This is a genomic window from Paenibacillus sp. E222 (assembly GCF_013401555.1).
Lineage (GTDB): Bacteria > Bacillota > Bacilli > Paenibacillales > Paenibacillaceae > Paenibacillus.
The window spans coordinates 4,121,449-4,142,359 of sequence record NZ_CP058552.1 but is presented as its reverse complement, the minus strand read 5'-3'; the positions used below and the strand labels follow the sequence as shown (position 1 = coordinate 4,142,359).

Annotated in this window: 21 protein-coding genes; 16 read left to right on the top strand and 5 right to left on the bottom strand. The window is 46.5% G+C overall.

The genetic code is table 11. The annotated features are described in order from the left end of the window. Positions 1 to 75 precede the first annotated feature (75 nt). Positions 76 to 675, bottom strand: coding sequence for a TetR/AcrR family transcriptional regulator (locus HW560_RS18740; protein WP_090900026.1), 600 nt, complete (start codon positions 673 to 675; stop codon positions 76 to 78). A gap of 193 nt (positions 676 to 868) precedes the next feature. On the opposite strand from HW560_RS18740, the gene gap (HW560_RS18735) reads away from it, so the two are divergent. The 4 genes from gap (HW560_RS18735) to HW560_RS33945 all read left to right on the top strand — a co-directional run bounded on the left by gap (HW560_RS18735) (position 869) and on the right by HW560_RS33945 (position 4,057). Next, entirely contained in the window at positions 869 to 1,879 is a 1,011-nt protein-coding gene (gene gap / locus HW560_RS18735) for a type I glyceraldehyde-3-phosphate dehydrogenase (RefSeq protein WP_179264219.1), read from the top strand. Between the two features lie 220 nt (positions 1,880 to 2,099). Further along, a complete protein-coding gene (locus HW560_RS18730) occupies positions 2,100 to 2,339 on the top strand; it encodes a NifU family protein (RefSeq protein WP_163753924.1) in 240 nt (79 codons plus the stop codon). 210 nt (positions 2,340 to 2,549) lie between these two features. Continuing rightward, positions 2,550 to 3,539 (top strand): aldo/keto reductase, encoded by a 990-nt coding sequence (locus HW560_RS18725; RefSeq protein WP_053779478.1) that lies wholly within the window; start codon positions 2,550 to 2,552, stop codon positions 3,537 to 3,539. 167 nt (positions 3,540 to 3,706) lie between these two features. Further along, entirely contained in the window at positions 3,707 to 4,057 is a 351-nt protein-coding gene (locus tag HW560_RS33945; RefSeq protein ID WP_257031367.1) for a hypothetical protein, read from the top strand. Positions 4,058 to 4,417: 360 nt separating this feature from the next. Here HW560_RS33945 and HW560_RS18715 read toward each other — a convergent pair whose 3' ends face one another. The 3 genes from HW560_RS18715 to HW560_RS18705 form a co-directional block, all read right to left on the bottom strand. Then, a complete protein-coding gene (locus HW560_RS18715) occupies positions 4,418 to 5,398 on the bottom strand; it encodes an NAD-dependent epimerase/dehydratase family protein (RefSeq protein ID WP_090905523.1) in 981 nt (326 codons plus the stop codon). Beyond that, positions 5,395 to 5,970: a TetR/AcrR family transcriptional regulator gene (locus HW560_RS18710; RefSeq protein WP_090905521.1), complete on the bottom strand. Its 576-nt coding sequence runs from the start codon at positions 5,968 to 5,970 to the stop codon at positions 5,395 to 5,397. The genes HW560_RS18715 and HW560_RS18710 overlap by 4 nt, the downstream gene beginning before the upstream one ends. Positions 5,971 to 6,206: 236 nt before the next feature. Continuing rightward, the gene (locus tag HW560_RS18705) at positions 6,207 to 7,406 is read right to left on the bottom strand and encodes an MFS transporter (RefSeq protein WP_090905520.1); all 1,200 of its coding nucleotides are present in this window, start codon (positions 7,404 to 7,406) and stop codon (positions 6,207 to 6,209) included. A 909-nt stretch (positions 7,407 to 8,315) separates the two neighbouring features. On the opposite strand from HW560_RS18705, the gene hemQ reads away from it, so the two are divergent. The 9 genes from hemQ to rarD all read left to right on the top strand — a co-directional run bounded on the left by hemQ (position 8,316) and on the right by rarD (position 17,727). Further along, positions 8,316 to 9,062 carry a hydrogen peroxide-dependent heme synthase gene (gene hemQ / locus HW560_RS18700; protein WP_090905515.1) on the top strand — a complete coding sequence of 249 codons (747 nt, stop codon included), beginning with the start codon at positions 8,316 to 8,318 and terminating at the stop codon, positions 9,060 to 9,062. Between the two features lie 142 nt (positions 9,063 to 9,204). Continuing rightward, positions 9,205 to 9,762, top strand: a complete 558-nt coding sequence (locus tag HW560_RS18695) for an NAD(P)H-dependent oxidoreductase (RefSeq protein ID WP_179265848.1) — start codon at positions 9,205 to 9,207, stop codon at positions 9,760 to 9,762. A gap of 205 nt (positions 9,763 to 9,967) precedes the next feature. Further along, positions 9,968 to 10,426 carry a Rid family hydrolase gene (locus HW560_RS18690; RefSeq protein WP_090905511.1) on the top strand — a complete coding sequence of 153 codons (459 nt, stop codon included), beginning with the start codon at positions 9,968 to 9,970 and terminating at the stop codon, positions 10,424 to 10,426. Between the two features lie 109 nt (positions 10,427 to 10,535). Then, positions 10,536 to 10,811: a chlorite dismutase family protein gene (locus tag HW560_RS34255; protein WP_306459203.1), complete on the top strand. Its 276-nt coding sequence runs from the start codon at positions 10,536 to 10,538 to the stop codon at positions 10,809 to 10,811. A 58-nt stretch (positions 10,812 to 10,869) separates the two neighbouring features. Then, entirely contained in the window at positions 10,870 to 12,234 is a 1,365-nt protein-coding gene (locus tag HW560_RS18680; RefSeq protein ID WP_090905509.1) for a cytochrome ubiquinol oxidase subunit I, read from the top strand. Continuing rightward, positions 12,234 to 13,247 (top strand): cytochrome d ubiquinol oxidase subunit II, encoded by a 1,014-nt coding sequence (locus HW560_RS18675; protein WP_090905507.1) that lies wholly within the window; start codon positions 12,234 to 12,236, stop codon positions 13,245 to 13,247. The genes HW560_RS18680 and HW560_RS18675 overlap by 1 nt, the downstream gene beginning before the upstream one ends. A 43-nt stretch (positions 13,248 to 13,290) precedes the next feature. After that, positions 13,291 to 15,057: a thiol reductant ABC exporter subunit CydD gene (gene cydD / locus HW560_RS18670; protein ID WP_090905505.1), complete on the top strand. Its 1,767-nt coding sequence runs from the start codon at positions 13,291 to 13,293 to the stop codon at positions 15,055 to 15,057. Beyond that, on the top strand, positions 15,054 to 16,781 hold the full coding sequence (cydC, locus tag HW560_RS18665; RefSeq protein ID WP_090905503.1) for a thiol reductant ABC exporter subunit CydC: 1,728 nt from the start codon (positions 15,054 to 15,056) through the stop codon (positions 16,779 to 16,781). The genes cydD and cydC overlap by 4 nt, the downstream gene beginning before the upstream one ends. Positions 16,782 to 16,824: 43 nt before the next feature. Next, positions 16,825 to 17,727, top strand: a complete 903-nt coding sequence (gene rarD / locus HW560_RS18660; protein ID WP_090905501.1) for an EamA family transporter RarD — start codon at positions 16,825 to 16,827, stop codon at positions 17,725 to 17,727. 570 nt (positions 17,728 to 18,297) lie between these two features. Here the strand turns inward: rarD and HW560_RS18655 are convergent. Next, entirely contained in the window at positions 18,298 to 18,897 is a 600-nt protein-coding gene (locus tag HW560_RS18655) for a TetR/AcrR family transcriptional regulator (protein WP_090905499.1), read from the bottom strand. Between the two features lie 233 nt (positions 18,898 to 19,130). Between HW560_RS18655 and gap (HW560_RS18650) the strand changes: the two genes are divergently transcribed. The 3 genes from gap (HW560_RS18650) to HW560_RS33935 all read left to right on the top strand — a co-directional run bounded on the left by gap (HW560_RS18650) (position 19,131) and on the right by HW560_RS33935 (position 20,858). Continuing rightward, positions 19,131 to 20,141, top strand: a complete 1,011-nt coding sequence (gap, locus tag HW560_RS18650; RefSeq protein ID WP_179264217.1) for a type I glyceraldehyde-3-phosphate dehydrogenase — start codon at positions 19,131 to 19,133, stop codon at positions 20,139 to 20,141. A gap of 220 nt (positions 20,142 to 20,361) precedes the next feature. Continuing rightward, on the top strand, positions 20,362 to 20,601 hold the full coding sequence (locus tag HW560_RS18645; RefSeq protein WP_090900032.1) for a NifU family protein: 240 nt from the start codon (positions 20,362 to 20,364) through the stop codon (positions 20,599 to 20,601). A gap of 122 nt (positions 20,602 to 20,723) precedes the next feature. Continuing rightward, positions 20,724 to 20,858, top strand: a complete 135-nt coding sequence (locus tag HW560_RS33935) for an SOS response-associated peptidase family protein (protein ID WP_306459202.1) — start codon at positions 20,724 to 20,726, stop codon at positions 20,856 to 20,858. Positions 20,859 to 20,911: the final 53 nt, after the last annotated feature.

Sequence of the window (20,911 nt, the reverse complement as noted above, 5' to 3'; positions counted from 1 at the left end):
ATGTCGATATACCTCCAAAATGTTGAGGGAGATCATAAAGCATCATATTCTCTCTACGCTTCTAAGCACAACTGATTAACTATTTTTCAAACAACAATTCTGTAAATAGAATGCAAAGCATGCTGTATTCATTTGCATATGCTTATTATCCCCATCTAACTTGCTGAGTAAAATGCCTCCTTCGAGCAAGGAAAAGGCAAATGAAGCAAGTGCATCCGCATTCATATCCTCCTTAAACTCCCCACTATATATTCCGTTAAGAATTATACTCTTTATCATATCCAAATGGTTATGCAGCCCTTGTCTTGCCCGATCTCGAAGTTCCGTATGAGTATCGTCACTTTCTACTGCTGTATTCTGCATAGGGCATCCGCCAACAAATGGTGGATTACCAACAACATCTTCATAAACACTAAAAAAAGCAAGTAACCGCCCTGACGCAGACTGCTCCCGTTCGACCGCCTCAGCAAATTTGCTGACAACTATACTGGCGGCGTAGTTGTAGGCTTCAAGCGCAATCTCATCTTTATTTGTAAAATGTCGATAGATGCCCCCCTTCTTAATCCCGGTGTCGGCAATAATATCATTTAACGATGTACCGGCATAACCTCTTTGATTAAAGATTGCTGCCGATTTCATAATAATGTGCTCTCTTGTTCGATCTCCTTTTTTCATAGCTTCCTCCGAATGATCTTATTCTAATCTAACATTATATCAAATTTTACGGCCGAAACCTTGCCAATGTCATAAATCTTGATATAATAAAGGTACCGATCGGTATCTTTTTTTTTAAAAACAAACCATTCCAAAGGCAAATTGGACAAAAAAATGGGGAATGGATTTCGAACGAAAACAGGAGGTTTATTCAATGAGTATAAAAGTAGGCATTAATGGTTTTGGGCGAATCGGTAGACTCGCTTTCCGTCGAATTCAAGATGTGGAAAATATCGAGGTTGTAGCGATAAACGATTTAACTGACGCAAAAATGCTGGCGCATCTGCTCAAATATGATACTACACAAGGCACTTTCTATGGTGATATCGAAGTTCATGTTGGAGCCTTTACTGTTAACGGTCAAGAAATTAAAGTGCTGGCTCACCGCAACCCTGAAGAAATCCCATGGGGCGAGCTTGACGTAGATATCGTACTCGAATGTACAGGTTTCTTCACCACCAAAGAAAAGGCCGAGCTTCACCTGAAAGGCGGAGCAAATAAAGTTGTTATTTCCGCTCCGGCAACAGCCGACATGAAGACCATCGTGTATAACGTAAACCATGAAACACTGGACGGAACGGAAACCGTCATTTCCGGTGCTTCTTGCACAACGGTCAGTCTGGCTCCCATGGCTAAAGCTCTGAACGATAAATTTGGAATTCAATCCGGGTTGATGACAACCGTTCACGCCTATACAGGCAACCAGAATACCCTTGATGCGCCAGATTCAAAAGGAAACTTCCGCGCAGCACGGGCTGCAGCAGAGAACATTGTTCCTTACTCCACCGGTGCTGCTAAAGCCATTGGCCTCGTTCTTCCTGAACTGAAGGGCAAACTTGATGGTGCATCTCAGCGTGTACCTGTGCCAACAGGCTCCGTAACAGAACTCGTAGCCATTTTGAACACGAAGGTAACGGTTGAGGAAGTTAACGCCGCTATGAGAGAAGTATCAGATCCAGAAACATACGGATACACGGAGGACGAGATCGTATCTTCCGATGTTAGAGGAATGACATTCGGGTCTCTTTTTGATGCCACTCAAACAAAAGTTCTAACAGTTGGCGACCAGCAACTAGTGAAAACTGTAGCCTGGTACGATAATGAAATGTCTTACACCGCGCAACTGGTTAGAACATTAGAATATTTCGCAAAAATCGCCAAGTAACACTGCTGCATTGCTTCTTGATTCTACCTGCAAGCGTCAAAAGAGCAGGGTTTATATGCACTGTACGGAAAGCTGCATAAGCAGGAGCAAGATCGGTACTTCCGATTTCTAGAAAGTTATTCCAGGTGAAGAGTTAAGTTTTATCAAGACATGATTGATGAATTAGAGAAAATGCGAACGGTGAAGCTGATAACACAGCCTCTATGAAAGGAGTCATGAAATGAGAGATTCTGAGGAATTGTTCAAAGATGTAGATGATGTATTGAGAAAACTGCGTCCTTATTTAAACCGCGATGGTGGAGATGCCGAATTGGTTCAAGTTAAGGATGGAGTGGCTAAACTAAAATTCTTGGGAGAGTGCAACGGCTGTCCTAGTGCAACGATCACATTGAAGGCTGGCATAGAACGTGCCATTTTTGAAGAAGTAGATGGCATTCATGAAGTCGTTCAAGTCTTCTAGAGAAAGGGTGACCAAACAAACTACTTCCTTGCTGACATACGTTTGGACCTGCCTTTTCGCTACAATAAGAGCGTAAACCAAACTTGAAACGAATGCAGCTTTATGATGAAGATTGCGCTAGATCCAACAAAAGTATGCGCTTCCGGAAAAAACGGCTTTTCCAAGTGCTTCAAAGGATCACGTTTCAAATCACATTTAGGAGGAACATTCATGTATAATGCCAGCTCCACCCGATATGACAAGATGACATATAACCGTACTGGCCGCAGTGGCCTGCTCCTGCCAGCTATTTCGCTAGGTCTGTGGCATAACTTTGGCGGGATCGATAACTTCGAGAACGGCAGAGCTATGGTGAGAAGAGCCTTTGATCTGGGAATCACCCATTTTGATTTATCCAACAACTACGGGCCTCCTGCCGGTTCCGCAGAAGAGACTTTCGGACAAATCCTGAAGAAGGATTTAGCCGCTTATCGTGATGAACTGATTATCTCCAGCAAAGCCGGATATTATATGTGGCCAGGCCCTTACGGAGAATGGGGCTCCAAGAAATATCTCGTATCCAGTCTGGATCAAAGCTTGCAACGGATGGGACTGGATTATGTAGACATTTACTACCACCACCGCCCAGACCCTAACACGCCGCTGGAAGAAACGATGTCTGCATTGGATCTGCTTGTTCGCCAAGGCAAGGCCCTGTATGTCGGCATTTCGAATTACAGTGCGGAAGATACCCGCAAAGCATCGCAAATCCTGCGCCAGCTCGGAACTCCATGCCTGATTCATCAGCCGAATTACTCGATGCTGTCCCGCTGGATTGAAGGCGGCTTGCAGGATGTACTGGACGAAGAAGGTATTGGAAGCATCGTGTTCTCACCGCTGGAAAAAGGCATCCTGACTGACCGTTATCTAAACGGCATCGCAGCCGATTCCCGTGCCGCCGGACCAAGTGTCTTCCTTTCTGAAAAAGAGCTTACGGATGATGTCCTCGGTAAAGTACGGAAACTGAACGATCTTGCCGCTGCTCGCGGACAGAAAATGTCGCAGTTGGCTCTCTCCTGGGTGCTTCGCGGCGGCAGAGTGACTTCCGCCCTGATTGGAGCCAGCAAGGTAAGCCAAATTGAGGATGCGGTCGCCTCCTTGAATGCACCGGAACTTAGTGCAGAAGAGCTGGAGCAAATCGAAGCCATTTTGCCCGGATAGTTTACTTTTCAATATGGAGGGCGGGGACAACGGTCCCCGCTTATTCTATTCTATCTACAGCCCATGCATGGGCTTGCGCTCTACTGAGCCTTTACACTCTACTCCTTGCTCATCCCTTTTCATTACAGGTTTATTTTCCGGATCATGCTCTGGAGTTGTCAACAAAAGTGCAGTTTGAAAACACACACAACAAGCTGATGGCTGCTTGCGGCGTTATATTAGCTCCACTCTATGGCACACTGCAAAGCATTATCGGCGGGTTGACGCTGGTGCTGCTGATTGCTGTTGCCAGCAGTTTCCGCTTCGGCTTTCAAGATACTAAACAAACAGCATTGCCACTGGCTCCTTTTCTGGCTATTGGCGGCATCGCTGCTTTTTTCTTTCGAATTAAAGCTATTTTTCATTTCGTATTAAGGAGGATAAATATGAATAGCGTATCTAATCTGCTTCATTTAGCACAACAAGGTGACAAAGAAGCTGAAGCCAGATTGATTATCCGTTATGGGATTTATAAATAAATACGCTAAACGAAATGGCACCATTGATCCAAATTGCAAACAACAGTTGACAATTGCCTTTATCCTGGCAGTCAGTCGCTTTGATCTTAGTCGTTACAAATAATACAAGGACAAGCCATGTGGAGTTTGCTTCATATGGCTTGTCCTTGTTTCCATACTATATTCTAAATTATTTATAGAGAAATATCCAAGGAAGTAATCATCAGATCTTAATGTTACCTTTATTGCCCCTTGATCTTTAAGAACTTCATATTACTTGTTTCAAGTACGTTCTTTTCTCTGCTGTCTGCTATATCGACAAAAGGGGGCAAGTCCGTAGAACGACTAACCGGCGATTGTCTGCGTTCGCCCTCCAAAGCACTATCGTCGAGCAGATGTTTCCTCATAGCTTTGCAAGCCCGCATCACGCAAAGTTCTTCCGACATAGCCCAACTCTCGACGTGCAGCGGCATCGTTGACTGTGAACTCACGCCCGATCATGCGTATCATCGAGCGTGAGATCGGCGGATCCCCGTCCTTCCGCGTGACGGCCCAGATAGTGTCGAGCAGCCGGCCAATGGCAGAGGCAAGCCAGTAGGGCATCGAATGCAGCTTATTGATGGACAAGCCCTGTAAGTTCGCGAGCGAGGTGACGAACTCACGGAAAGTCTGCCCTTCCTGGTCTTTGATGAAGAAGGCATGACCGCCTTCTCCGCGTGTGAGTGTGCATTGTATCGCTTCTACCACATTGTCCACGTGGCAGGTTGCAAAAGCATAGTCTCCGCGGTTGATGAAGGCGAACTGTCCAGATCTGACTGCTTCGGGAAGCCCTTGACTAAACGGATCACCCGGCCCCCAGATAGCCGGCGGGCGAAGCGCGATGGTGCGAAAGCCAGGTTTGTTAGCTGCCAGAACCATCGATTCGGCCCGTGCCTTGCTTGCCAGGTAGGCGGAGAAGTGGTTCGGGAAAATCGGCGTGCTTTCATCAACGTTGCGTTTGGGAGTACCGCCATTATCCATGAGGATTCCCGCTGCACTGATGTAGACAAATGTCTTCGCACCGGCGGACTCGGCTGCCTTCAACAAGGCTACGGTTCCATCAACGTTGGTACGAAAGAGGGGTTCGCGAGGCCCTGAAAAGCGGAACAGTGCTGCTGCGTGCACAACCGCATCAATCACCGGCAATATGAGTGGCGTGCTGCTTTCGAGATCGGCATCGACTGGCGTAGCACCCATGGACTTGAGTTTGGCGTGAGATGATATGGAGCGTGTGAGTGCGAAAATCTCGTGACCGTCCTCTATGAGCTTCGGGATTAGGCGACCGCCTAGCAGACCAGTACCTCCCGTGACAAGAATTTTCATTGTGTTCGTCCTTTCTGTTCAGGATGTAGGATGGACCGTATGGCCCCCTCACGAATTTGCTCCAGGATTTCTAAAGTGGGTGGCACCGCTTTGCGTAGCCGAGCTGTGACGTATAGTAGGGATGCAGCATTCGCAGATGCCCACATGAGATCAGCAGCCACCTCCACCGTCGGCCTGAGCCGACCCTCAGCAGCGATGGCCGCGATGCGTTGGATGAGGAGCGCAAATGCCTGCTCGTCGGCGGGAATTTCAGCATCGTTGAGAACGCGGCCCATCATCACCCCGTAGAGCCGTGGACGAGCCGCCGCGAAGCGCACGTAATCGTCCCAGCCTTCGCGTAGTGCCATAACCGGATCGAAGGATTGCGTAGCAGTCCTTTTACTCTCAAGAAACTGAGCAAATGCTTCCTTAATGGCGGCGCTCAGTAGCCCGTCGGCGCTGCCGAAGTGATGGTACAGCGTCGGTGCGGTCACCTTCGCTATTGCGCAGACGGAGCGGGTTGTGAACTGTGCCTCGCCCTCTTCCTCGAGAACTTGTAAAGCCGCATTGAGTAGAGCGTCGTGTGTATTCATGCGACCAATATAGCACAGCTACTTAGTTTGTCTATAGCGATGCTATATTGGTGCCAATCCCCTCCTGACATTCAATAAAACCCCAGTTCCCGACGCGACTATATCCGTTTCCCGTACGGACGCTGAAAATCCATCTTGATTCAGTGATTGTGGCAAACACGAGCAATCCCCCATCAAAGTCTGTCTCTATAAGACCCACGATTTCTCATGGACGATAAGCAAAGCTTACCCTAAAATTACGGCCTAGTACTTTTCTTTTGTTGTTGAACACTCCAGAGAGTAAATAAAATTCCCACGCCGGTTACGATGGAAGCAACCCAAGGAACGGCTGTTAGGCCTCCCCCAAATTGTAAATCTATAACCAAGCCTCCGATATACGCACCAAACGCATTACCCAGGTTAAAAGCCGCAACATTTAAAGTCGACGCCAGCGTTGGAGCTTCTTTGGCCATATTCAGCATATGAAGCTGCAATCCTGGTATAATTCCAAAAGCAGCCATTCCTAATATAAAAATAGTAATCAAAGCAGGCACTTTATGCTGATCCGTAATTGAGAATAATGCCAAAACTATGGCCAACACAACGAGTATCCCGAGGAGAGACGGCATTAATTTGCGGTCAGCCAGCTTGCCTCCGATAATATTCCCAAGCGTGATGCCGATCCCGAATAAAACAAGGATGTAAGAAACCGAATTCACCGGGAACTTAGTAATATCAGTTAAAATCGGTGAAATATAAGTGAATACCGTAAAGAGCCCTCCATTACCAAACGTCGTCATCAAAAGAGCAATATAAACGGTTGGCTTACGCAGTACACTAAGCTCCTGCTTAAGGTTCGATAAAGCTGATTCTACTTTTGGAACGAGCACGGCAATCCCAATCAAAGCAATCAGACCTAGGATAGTGATCGCCCAAAAAGTGGATCTCCATCCAAAGGCTTGACCAATAAATGTACCGATCGGAACGCCAAGAATATTTGCAAGTGTCAGACCGGTAAACATGATTGCAATAGCTCCAGCCCGTTTTTCCTTAGGAACCAGTCCAGCTGCAATAACAGATCCAACGCCAAAAAAGGACCCATGAGTTAATGCAGCCACGATACGAGCTACCATTAATACTCCATAGTTCGGTGCAAGAGCAGCCAATGCATTACCTGATATGAACAGAATCATAAGAAAAAGAAGCAACTGCTTTCGCTTCATTCGATGAGTGGCGACTGTGATGATAGGAGCTCCTATAGCCACACCCAGTGCATATCCGGTAATGAGTAGCCCTGCTGAGGGGATGGACACCTGCAAGCTTTCGGCCACTTCAGGAAGTAACCCCATAATAATAAATTCAGTCATTCCAATCGCAAATGCCCCGATTGTCAGCGCTAATAGCGCCAAAGTCGGTCTTTTACTTTCTGGTTTATTTTCTATATTCACTGCATCCAAATAAATAACCACCTATCCGTTTTTCTCAATAAGAAAGCACTCGAAAACCAGCAGCTTTAGCACCAGACTCGGGTGATTCCTGCATTATTCACAAGCCCCGTTCGACAAGCTCTTTCTGCTACTCCTTCGATATAGCTCACCATTTTGTCATACATATACGCACAATGGTTGTTCCATCTACTCGTGTTTCCTTGCGAAACAGCATTCCTGCAAATAAGACGAGAAGAATGTTATATTCATTAGCACGCGCTTGTTAGCCTATCCAATTTACTGAGCAAAACTCCTTAAATCCAGATCCCCCTAAACTCCCCAGCTTTAATCCTGTCACGAAAAAATCGAACATACGATTCCGGTCTTGCCTTTCAATAGAATCATGATACAATAAAAGGTACCGTTCGGTATCTTTTATTGTACAACAAGCTGTTCTAGAATGAAATAGCGCCGAGCCATTTTGTTTTCATGAGAGTTATTACCTTTTTGGAATAACTAAAACTTATAGGAGGACTTGAGAATGACTGAAAAGTAGATTTTAAAGGCGTTGAACTGATCTGACCTTTTTTTCGCCGAATTAAAGAGTTGTCACATAATGAATTTGTAGTGCACGCAAGGACAAGGAAGTGATTATATATTTGTTAAAATACGGAACTAAAATTCTCATTGTTGCTCGGGATAGACGCATTCAAATGCTTCTCAAATCAAATCTTGAGAAGAAAGACTGCATGGTCGATCAAGTGTATGATGATAAATCATCATTTCTTAAAACACGACAGTTCGACTATAGTCCCGTTACATTAGATGCAGCAACTCCTTATCAGGATGAAATCACTCTTTGTTCTAAGATCAAGAAATGAAATTCAAAAAAAAGAAAGCTATTGGATAAGACAAAACAACCAGGGGAGTTGAAGTAAGATGAGTGAAGCAACAGAAACGATAGAGGGTTGGTATGCACTGCATGATTTCCGCACCATCGACTGGCTTGCCTGGGAAAGTGCAACCACAGAGGAACGCGAGTATGCAAAGCATGATTTGATGACGCTAATCTATGAATGGTCGGCGGTCGAATCCCGGATGGAGGGCAGCTTGGCAATGTACGCCATCGTAGGCCAGAAGGCAGACATTATGTTTATAAACCTACGCGAGACACTCGAGGAGCTGAACTCAGCGGAGAACGCATTTAATCGTTCTCGGTTCGCAAAATTCGTAAAACCAGTTTACTCGTACGTCAGTGTCGTCGAGCTGAGCAATTATTTAGCCCCTCCCGGCTCCGATCCGATGCAAGTTCCCGAAGTAGCCGCTCGCCTTAAGCCAATCTTACCCAAGGCGAAACATATCTGCTTTTACCCTATGAACAAGCGACGCATGCTTAACGATAACTGGTACATGCTTTCTCTGGAGGAGCGCAAAAACTTCATGCGCAGTCACGGTATGATCGGCCGCACTTATGCAGGCAAGGTCAAGCAGATTATCACCGGCTCGGTCGGCTTCGACGATTGGGAGTGGGGTGTTACACTGTTTGCCGACGATCCGCTGCAGTTTAAGAAGCTCGTCTATGAGATGCGGTTCGACGAGACTAGCGCACGCTTCGGAGAATTCGGCCAGTTTTACGTTGGCAACATACTCACACCTGCTGGCTTGACAGAGTTGCTGAACGTGTGAAGGGCTAAATTATGCTTCACGGATTTTTAATTTTTTTATATTTCGTGACAGTTCTAGGTCCATTTCGAAAATATAAACCCAATTGCAAAGTATCGAGGAAACTTAACAAAAAATCAACCCGGATAAGGAGAAACTTAGATTGATGACAAACCAGACGGAAAAAACATTGGTCATTGTAACCCATCCTAACTTAAATAGCTCAAGAATAAATAAACGGCTGACCGAAGAACTATTAATACATGAAGAAGTCACTGTCCACCTGCTGTATGAAGCTTACCCTGACGAACAAATCGACGTGGAAAAAGAACGCCAACTTTTGGAAAATTACGACCGGATTGTACTTCAATTCCCATTTTACTGGTACAGCGCTCCTTACTTGTTGAAAAAATGGCTGGACAAAGTATGGGGCAGCGGCTGGGCGTACGGGCCGGGAGGAAATAAGCTGGAAGGTAAGGAACTGCGGCTGGCCATTTCAACCGGCGGTGTTCGTGAAGCTTATCAAGCCGGCGGATTCCATCAATATTCTTATAGCGAGCTGCTGAGACCCTTCCAGGCTTCTGCAAATCGTGTAAAAATGCTTTATAAACCCTCCTTTGAAATTAGTGGTGTTATAGAAGTAAATGACGAAGCTCTTGAAAAACTGGCTAAGAAGTATGCTGAATTCGTCACTCAGCCATTTCTGATTGCAGTTGAATCCTAAGGGGGGATCTCACTCGGGGAGTCATCCAAAAACTTAACCCCTCATAAGCGGCGCTGCGCTCATATGTCCAGTAATCGTTGCTGGTGTATAAAAAAAGAACGGTTCCTGAGCATAATGTTATCCATCAGCAACGACAATGCAATCGGCTCACAAGAAAAAGCGGCTCGGATATCCGAGTCAGCGTATACGAAAAGGAGATAAGAAGATGACGAATACGAACGCAACGAATGGTAAAGAGGCCGCCTATCATGGTGTGCCGGCGGAAGACGCTTACGGTTATGCACAAGCAATCAAGATCGGAAACACGATCCATGTTTCCGGCCAACTCAGCCACGACGAAAATGGGGCGATGGTCTTCCCCGCGGTGCTCGATGAATCTGGGAAGCCGGCCGACTTCTCGATGATGGAGGAGCAGATGCGGGTAACCTATGCCAATGCCGCGAAGATCCTAGCACAATTCGGGGCCACCTTCGACCACGTGGTTGAAGATACGCTCTACGTCCTCGATGTCGATGCGGCGTTTGCGGTCGCAGGCAAGGTTCGGAAAGAAGTCTACGGGACGCCGCGGCCTCAGGTCGCCAGCAATTTGATCGGCGTACCGAGACTGGGCTTCCCAGAGCAACTAATCGAAATCGTCTTCAAGGCAGTGCTGCCTCAAGCCTAAGCGGACGCGGGTTTGACGAGGAGGCGTGCCCATCACGAACCCATCAAGACAACTGCCCCCAACGACATGTTGATTGTGTGCCAACCTGTGGCAGCATGTCGTGTTATGCATGAGACGTGTATTGGCATCCTTGGTCGCTGATAACGGTCAATCCAGTCACGTCTTTATGTTGTTTAAATACCTTTTTAGACGTCTCCAGGACCAACGGATTGTCGTTATGGCGGTCGAATCCCGGATGGAAGGCAGCTTGGCAATGTATGCCATCGTCGGCCAGAAGGCAGACATTATGTTTATAAACCTACGCGACACACTCAAGGAGCTGAACTCAGCGGAGAACGCATTTAATCGTTCTCGGTTCGCCAAATTCGTAAAACCAGATTGCTGAGGGACAGATATATAATCAACACAAATTACAAATGGCTTTGGAAGGGAGGTCGTAAGGAATGGGAATTGATACGGTACTATGGAGCAGGCTGGTGACAGGAATGACACTAGGGTTCCATATGATATTCGCGACGATTGGTGTCGGTATCCCTCTCATGATCGCGATTGCTGAGTTCATCGGCATCCGCAAGCAAGATTCTCATTACACACTGATGGCTAAGAGGTGGGCGCGGGGGTTTGTTATATCCGTCGCAGTTGGTGTCGTAACAGGCACGGCAATTTCACTGCAACTGGCATTGGTATGGCCGAATTTTATGAAATTGGCAGGGAACGTTATTGCACTTCCGTTATTCATGGAGGTATTTGCATTCTTTTTTGAAGCTATCTTTTTAGGCATTTATCTGTATACGTGGGATCGGTTCAAGAATCCCTATATTCATTGGCTGCTCACACTCCCCATTGTCTTAGGGGCAGGAATGTCTGCTGTTTTTATTACGACTGTGAATGGTTTTATGAACCAACCTGGGGGATTCACAATGCAAGGTGGACAATTTACAGCCGTTAACCCTGTGCAAGCGATGCTGAATACGGCGACGTTCTCCAAAGTGTTCCATGTATTAAGCTCAGCCTACTTAACAGGAGCGGCTCTGCTAGCAGGAATTGCGGCTTTTACGATGCTTAGAAAAGGGGTTACTGGATACCACAAAAAAGCGTTAAAGCTTATGATGGCCGTTGTTATGTTATTCGGATTGCTAAACACAGTAGCTGGAGATGCGTCTGCCAAGTTCTTGGCCGAGCATCAGCCGGAAAAGCTAGCTGCTGCGGAATGGCATTTTGAGACCGAGAGCGGCGCGGATTTGATTCTATTGGGGTGGCTTAATGCCGAGCATAAAATTATTGGCGCAATTCACCTGCCGAAGATTCTCAGCTTCCTGGCTTTTGGAAATTTTAATGCGAAAGTAACAGGTCTGAATGAATTTTCTCCAGATGAACAACCTCCGCTCCTTGTGCATTATTTTTTTGATTTGATGGCTGGCATAGGGTTTGCGTTATTGGGCATATCCGTTCTGTATTTCCTATTTACATTCTGGAAAAAACGCAATGAGCACAATAAATGGCTGCTCCGCATTATTGCTCTAGGTGCGCCGCTCGCATTTTTGGGAGTCGAGTTGGGCTGGTTTTACGCCGAGTTGGGGCGGCAGCCGTGGATTCTACGAGGATATATGCGTGTAGAAGAAGCGGCGACGACATCGCCCAGCGTGAGAATTCTTTTTTTCCTCTTCCTTCTTCTTTACATCGTATTAGGCGCGGTTAGTGTTCTTGTTCTTCGGCGCTTATTCCACAATAATCCGGCAGAAACTGAGATGGAGAAGTGGGCACAGCATGCGGGTAACAAGAGGTCCGGGAAGGATGCGCATGCCTGATGAGTTATGATTTGATTGGAATTTCAGTACTTTGGCTGTTTTTGTACGGTTATCTTATTTTAGCCTCCATTGACTTTGGAGCAGGTTTCTTTGCCTTTTATGCCCGCCTGACCAAGCAGGACCACCTCATTAATCGTCTGATTTCTCGTTATTTGTCACCCGTATGGGAGATCACAAATGTGTTTTTCGTCTTTTTCTACATCGGCATGATCGGATTTTTTCCGGATACAGCGTATTATTATGGCTCGGCGCTTATTGTTCCAGGGAGTGTCGCAATCGTGCTGCTTGCTATTCGTGGCTCGTTCTATGCATTTGAAAACTATGGGTCCAAAAATAATATTGTCTATCTGTTTTTGTACGGCGCAACGGGTTTGCTGATCCCGGCTTCATTGTCCGTGGCGCTGACCCTGTCTGAAGGCGGCTTTATCTTGAAGCAGGATCAGACGGTTTCTCTGGATTACTGGGCTTTATTAACCAATCCATTATCGTGGAGCATCGTTGGATTGGCGATTGTGTCTGTTTTGTTTATTAGTGCCTGTTTTTTGACGTTTTACGCTTCACGAGCAGAGGACAAAGCTGCCCTAAAGCTTATGCGGACCTATGCGCTGTTCTGGAGCACACCGACGATTATTATCGCCCTGACGGCCTTTATCTATTTGGGGCAACACAATGAGCGGCACTATCAAAATATGATGGATTTATGGTGGCTGTTAGCACTTTCTGTTACCTTTTTCATCATTGCGTTGTGGCTGTTATACCGCGGCCGTCGCTATGGGGTAGCATTTGTTTGCATCATGCTGCAATTTCTCTGTGCCTTTTTCGCTTACGGGATTGGGCAGTATCCCTATATTCTTGATCCCTACATTACGATTCAAAGCAGCGTTACCTCATCCTCAATGGGCTTCGCGCTGGTTGTCGTATTTATCGGGGGTATGTGTCTATTAATTCCTTCTCTTATTTTGGTTTTCAAGCTGTTTCTATTTGATGCGGATTACGTGAAAGGGAAAAAGTAGGCTGATTACTCGCAGGCTACTACCATAAAAGGAGTTGAGTTTGGTGAAGGAGAAAAGAAGCTTGATTGCTATACAGTTGACCGCGCAACGCAAACGTCTCATTTACCTGTCATTCATCTCGCTCGCACTAGGCGCCGCGATTGTAAGTCAGGCTGCACTGCTGGCCGAAGCCGTCCAGCAGATCTTTGTAGAGAAAGCATCTTTATCATCGGTTGCCCTACTACTTGGCATCCTACTGGTCGTGATGACGATGCGTACACTGTTGTCATTAGGGAACGCGACAGTTGGTTTGCAAATGGCAGCAACCGCCAAAATAAATATGCGAGCAGCCGTGCTTGAAAATTTCATGCATGCTTCCATGCCTTCCTCTCTTCAAGGGCAAACGGGGGGAAAGGTCAGCATTGCGCTGGATGCTGTGGATGAGGCGGATAGTTATTTCAGTCAATACATGCCGCGTATGGTGGAAATGGTCATTATCCCCATTCTGATTTTAGTCGTTTCGTTTACCCAACATGCCAATTCAGGTATTATCATGCTGGTTACAGCACCGTTTATACCGATTTTTATGATTTTGGTAGGGCTGAAAACAAAAAATAAATCAGAAGAAAAGTATGCGCAGTTGGCTGAATTTTCCGGTACATTTCTAGATTCTCTTCAAGGGCTCGTTACGTTAAAAATATTCGGACGGGCCCGCCATCAGCAGCAAGAAATCGAACGTAGTAGCTTAAGATACCGTGATGCCACAATGGATATTTTGAAGATTGCGTTTACGAATACCCTCATGCTGGAATCAATTGTGATGCTGAGCATCGGGATTGTTGCTCTCGAACTGGCCATTCAGCTCCTTGTTTTCAAATCGATGTCGTTTCACACGGCCTTTTTTGTATTGTTGCTCGTGCCCGAATTTTACAGCTTACTAAAGAGTTCGGGAACAGCCTTTCACAATGGGCGAACCAGTATGGGGGCGGTTCGCAAGGTTGAAACCATGCTCGCGGACACGAACGATAGAAACGATCTGAAGGATCAGCCGGTAGGGCTCCAGACATTTCCGAAGAAGCTGTTTCCAATGCCGCCCACCATTGAACTGGACAATGTCCGGTTTCAGTATGCACCTGACTCATTTGAGCTGAATACAGGTTCGATCACAATTCGACCAGGAGATCATATTGCCCTTGTTGGTCATAGCGGATCCGGTAAAACAACCTTGCTCCATCTTATAGCGGGTTTACTAAGACCGGTGTCGGGGACCATTCTAGTGAGTGGAAACCCGCTTACTCAACAGAATGAGACGATATGGTTCGAACATATCAGCTACATTACGCAGCATCCTTACATTTTTGCAGGTACCTTCGCTGATAATATCGCAATCGGTGCCGGGCGGAAAGTCTCCAGGGCTGAAATTGAGGCAGCGGCTGCGGACGCGGGTCTTTCGCAGGTTGTATCCCAACTGGAGCAGGGATTTGATACCCCCGTCGGTGAAGGCGGTAGAGGACTATCCGGTGGGGAAAAGCAACGGCTTGCCGTAGCGCGGGCTTTTTTGAAGCGACCTTCCATTATTTTGTTCGATGAGCCGACCGTCGGACTCGATCTTCACACCGAGAGCATCCTGCAACATTCGATTGGAACCTTGGCAAAATCGGCGACGATGATTACGGTGGCTCACCGATTGTATACCATTCGAAATGCGGACAACATTTTGTTTATGGACCATGGCGTCCTAATGGGCTCGGGACATCACGACGAGCTTATTAAACGCCTGCCTGCGTATGCAGAGATGGTCGATGTCCAACGCAAAGGGGTGCCGGGATGAACGAGTTGGCTATTTTGTTCCAATCTATGATTCGGGAGCGCAAAGATATTATTCTTTCGATTTTAGGCGGATTTGTCGCCGGTATTGCCGGTGTGATCCTCTTTTCTGCGAGCGGCTATCTGATTTCGCAAACGGTGTTTGCACCTCCGCTTTATACGCTGATCGTACTTACTTCGTTGGTCAAGCTGCTTGGTTTACTTCGAGCGGTGAGTCGTTATGGCGAGCGCTTATATTCACACCGAGCGACATTCTCTATGCTTAGCCGTTTGCGATCATCCTTTTTTGCCAAGCTCATTCCCTTAACGCCAGGCATTTTAAATAAAAACCGAAGCGGGGATCTGCTTGCACGAATCGTTGGGGATGTAGAGAGTTTGCAGCACTATTTTTTACGCGTCGCGTATCCGCCGATCATTGTTGTCATGGTGTTCTTGACGACAATGCTGGCTACCGCCTCCTTTTCTTTCTGGATGGCTTGCTTGATGCTACTCGGTATGCTGGGAACCGTATTGGTCGTGCCGGGAATCGTATTACTAGGATATCGGAAAATCAATGGGCATGTTCGCAAGCAGCGAGCGCTGTTGTCTACGGAAGTAACAGAGGTGTTGTATGGTTTCCGGGATCTTAAAGTTTATGGGCAGCTTGCGCAGCGGGAACAGCAACTTCGCCAAGCTTCTGCTACATTGGCAGCCGAGCAGCAGCGAGCGGCCGGACAACTGCTACGTGGACAAACGATGCATGCCTTTGTCACATATCTGATTTCCTGGGGGGTGTTGGCCCTTGGTGCTTATCTGATATCGGATGGAATGCTAGCTGGCGTATATCTGGCTATGCTTGTCATGGCCTCATTAACTGTATTTGAAGAAGCAGCGACTATGGCCACGTTGCCAGCATATAAGCAAGATAGCGAACATGCAGCCAAGCGGCTGACGGAAGCAGTATTGACTCCTGCAATGCAGCCGGTTCTGCCAAGTTGTACGTTAAATACCGAGCATGCCGTTTCTATTGAACTATCCGGCGTTTCATTTCAATATGAAGACGAGTGGAGACCAGCATTAAAGAACTTTTCGTTGCAAATTCCACCAGGATCTAAAACAGCGATTGTCGGACCTAGCGGTTCGGGAAAGTCTACGCTGATTGAGTTGTTACTCAAGCTACGTACGCCAACGGCTGGGGATTTGCGACTGAGCGGCATATCAGTACAGGAACTGGAGGAGTCGAGCATTTGGAAAACGGCTAGTGTCGTGCTGCAGCAAAGCCATTTTTTCCGGGGAACGATCCGGGATAACTTGCTCATGGATGGTGAGAATCATTCTGACGGCGACCTGTTGGATATTCTCGCTAAAGTGCAATTGCCGACCATCTCGTTAACGGATCCCGTGTACGAAAAGGGAGTAAATTTATCGGAAGGCGAAAAACAGCGGTTGGCCCTGGCGCGGGCCATACTTCGCAAGGGAAAGCTATGGCTACTGGATGAGCCGACGTCTTCGCTGGACTATGTGACAGAGCAACGTGTTTTGACGTACCTATACGAGCAGGCGTCCGAAGATACGCTTCTGCTAATCTGTCACCGGCTTAACGGTTTGGAAGGAATGGATAGAATCGTCGTTATGGAGCAAGGAGGGGTAGTAGAAACGGGTTCGTATTCCGAATTGATGGAGCAAAAAGGCTATTTTTATAAGATGAAACAAATTGAGTTACAATTAATTGGCGCTACGGGGGACTGAGCAGATTGCACTCAGAATCGGAGCGGGAAGAAGGAAATTGATTATGAATAATGGGTTAATCAACGCTATTATCGCTTATATCATGTGGGGAGTTCTCCCGCTTTATTGGAAGTTGTTTAATGATGTGCCTGCAGGCGAGATTTTATCACACAGGGTTGTCTGGTCGTTTGTCTTCATGGGTATTCTCGTCACCGTCCAGCGCCGCTGGGGTGATATGAAGCGGATTGTGACTAGCCGTACGCTCCTGCTATCACTCACCGCCAGCGGACTGTTGATCGCTGCTAATTGGCTCATCTTCATCTGGGCTGTCAATAACAACCATGTCGTTGAGACAAGCCTCGGCTATTATTTAAACCCGCTGCTGAACGTGTTACTAGCAATCGTCTTCCTTCGTGAGAAGCCGAATCGTGGCCAGTGGCTCGCGATTGCCGTCGCTGGCGCGGCGGTGCTCATTATCGCAATCGACTATGGGCGATTTCCGTGGGTCGCAATCTCGCTGGCTGCGTCGTTTGGCTTATACGGCCTTGCGAAAAAGAAGATTGTGCTAAACGCTTCTGTAGGCTTGTTGTCGGAGACAGTTGTAGTTCTACCCATTGCGCTCGGGTACTGGGTCTATTTGGCATCCGTGGGCAAGGCGATGGCATGGACACTGCCTCCGTCCATGTTCATCGAACTACTCCTTTCGGGCGTAGTAACGGCACTGCCGCTGTTCTTCTTTGCACGAGCAGCCGCCCGCATGGCGTTTTCCACACTCGGATTCGTACAATACATCGGGCCGACAATCATGCTGTTACTGAGCGTATTTGTGTTCAAGGAATCGGTTTCGTCTACCCTTCTCGTCGGTTTTGCACTCATTTGGACAGCGCTTGTTATATACGCTGTGGCATCAGTTCGTGGCACAAAAGTCACGAAGGTGAATGTGCACCATGATAAAACCTATGTATGACGAGGCCTTCAGGTGTTAGACAGTACAACATATTAATGAAAGCGTCCAAACGATGACAGATGTCACCCGAGAACTGAAGATTAACCATGACACAGTGTATGGTTCTCCAATAATAAGCTGCCCGTTCAACACAATGTGTTAAACCGCGAGTTCCAAGCGACGAAGCTCGAAGAGAAATGGGGCAGCGATATCATCTATGATTGGAACGCGGAAAGATGGCTGTTTTGGGCAAAGCCTGTTAGTTAGCCAAAAAAGGTAAAAAAGCCGCCTCATTCGGTAAATTGTTGTACCCCTGCAATCTCCCGAAACGAGGCGGCCTCATGAAAAAGCCTACTTCAATATCCAGCATTCTTCAATATATTGATTCCGGAAGAAACCATCCTTCCCTACTAAGCGAGATGCACTACGTCGATGTTGCGCGGAAATTCACCGTATATAAGTTATATTTGTTATTGGCGGAAGGCTGCCTTCCAGCAGTGGAAGGGATTTCGAGGATGGGGATATACCTCCAAAATGTTGAGAGAGATCATATAAGCATCTTATTCTCTCTACGCTTCCAAGCACAACTGATTAACTATTTTTCAAACAACAATTCTGTAAATAAAATGCAAAGGATGCTGTATTCATTTGCATATGCTTATTATCCCCATCTAACTTGCTGAGTAAAATGCCTCCTTCGAGCAAGGAAAAGGCAAATGAAGCAAGAGCATCCGCATTTAAATCCTCCTTAAACTCCCCACTATTTATCCCGTTAAGAATTATACTCTTTATCATATCCAAATGGTTATGCAGCCCTTGTCTTGCCTGATCTCGAAGCTCCACATGAGTATCGTCACTTTCTACTGCTGTATTCTGCATAGGACATCCGCCAACAAATGGTGGATTACCAACAACATCTTCATAAACACGAAAAAAAGCAAGTAATCTCCCTGACGCAGATTGCTCCCGGTCGACCGCCTCAGCAAATTTGCTGATAACATTACTGGCGGCGTAGTTGTAGGCTTCAAGCGCAATTTCATCTTTACTTGTAAAATGCCGATAGATGCCCCCCTTCTTAATCCCGGTATCGGCAATAATATCGTTTAACGATGTACCGGCATATCCTCTCTGATTAAAGATTGCTGCCGATTTCATAATAATGTGCTCTCTTGTTCGATCTCCTTTTTTCATGGGTTCCTCCGAATGACCTTATTCCAATCTAACATTATATCAAAATTTTACGGCCGAAGCCTTGCCAATGTATCAAATCCTGATATAATAAAGATACCGATCGGTATCTTTTATTTTAAAACAAACCCATTCCAAAGGCAAGCTTGTTTGGCTTCGGGTCAATGCTTACCTTTAAGTTCTATTGGACAAAATAATATGGAATGGATTTCGAACGAAAACAGGAGGTTTATTCAATGAGTGTAAAAGTAGGCATTAACGGTTTTGGGCGGATCGGAAGACTCGCTTTTCGTCGAATTCAAGAGGTGGGCAATATCGAGGTTGTGGCCATCAACGATCTGACTGACGCAAAAATGCTGGCTCATCTGCTCAAATATGATACTACGCAAGGCACTTTCCATGGAGACATCGAAGTTCATGATGGAGCCTTTACTGTTAACGGCAAAGAAATTAAAGTACTGGCTAACCGTAATCCCGAAGAGATTCCTTGGGGCGAGCTCGGCGTAGATATCGTGCTTGAATGTACAGGTTTCTTCACCACCAAAGAAAAGGCCGAGCTTCACCTGAAAGGCGGAGCAAATAAAGTTGTTATTTCTGCTCCGGCAACAGCCGACATGAAGACCATCGTGTATAACGTAAACCATGAAACACTGGACGGAACGGAAACCGTCATTTCCGGTGCTTCTTGCACAACGGTCAGTCTGGCTCCCATGGCTAAAGCTCTGAACGATAAATTTGGAATTCAATCCGGGTTGATGACAACCGTTCACGCCTATACAGGCAACCAGAATACCCTTGATGCGCCAGATTCAAAAGGAAACTTCCGCGCAGCACGGGCTGCAGCAGAGAACATTGTTCCTTACTCCACCGGCGCTGCTAAAGCCATAGGCCTCGTTCTTCCTGAATTGAAGGGGAAACTTGATGGTGCATCTCAGCGTGTACCTGTAGCAACAGGCTCCGTAACAGAACTCGTAGCTGTTTTGAACACGAAGGTTACGGTTGAAGAAGTTAATGCCGTTATGAGAAAAGCATCAGATCCAGAAACATACGGATATACTGAGGACGAGATCGTATCTTCCGATGTTAGAGGAATGACATTCGGGTCTCTTTTTGATGCCACTCAAACAAAAGTTCTAACAGTTGGCGACCAGCAACTAGTGAAAACTGTAGCCTGGTACGATAATGAAATGTCTTACACCGCGCAACTGGTTAGAACATTAGAATATTTCGCAAAAATCGCCAAGTAACACTGCTGCATTGCTTCTTGATTCTACCTGCAAGCGTCAAAAGAGCAGGGTTTATATGCACTGTACGGAAAGCTGCATAAGCAGGAGCAAGATCGGTACTTCCGATTTCTAGAAAGTTATTCCAGGTGAAGAGTTAAGTTTTATCAAGACATGATTGATGAATTAGAGAAAATGCGAACGGTGAAGCTGATAACACAGCCTCTATGAAAGGAGTCATGAAATGAGAGATTCTGAGGAATTGTTCAAAGATGTAGATGATGTATTGAGAAAACTGCGTCCTTATTTAAACCGCGATGGTGGAGATGCCGAATTGGTTCAAGTTAAGAATGGAGTGGCTAAATTAAAATTCTTGGGAGAGTGCAACGGCTGTCCTAGCGCAACGATCACATTGAAGGCTGGCATTGAACGTGCCATTTTTGAAGAAGTGGATGGCATTCATGAAGTCGTTCAAGTCTTCTAGAAAAAAGGGTGACCAAAAACAAACGGCTTCCTTGCTGACATACGTTTGGACCTGCCTTTTCGCTACAATAAGAGCGTAAGCTAACTTGAAACGCACGCAGCTTCACAGAGCCCAACAGTCTTATGGCTGAAATCCATAACCGTATGCCGGCCATAATTAGTCCGCATGATGAAGCAGAGTGGTTAAGCAGAGAAAAGGACAAGAAGAGCGTTACAGGACTTCTCAGACCATTTGCAGCAGAAGAGATGCGTGCATAAGGTGGATTCTTCGGTGGGTAATGTAAGGAACAATAACAAAGATCCCAAGAAGT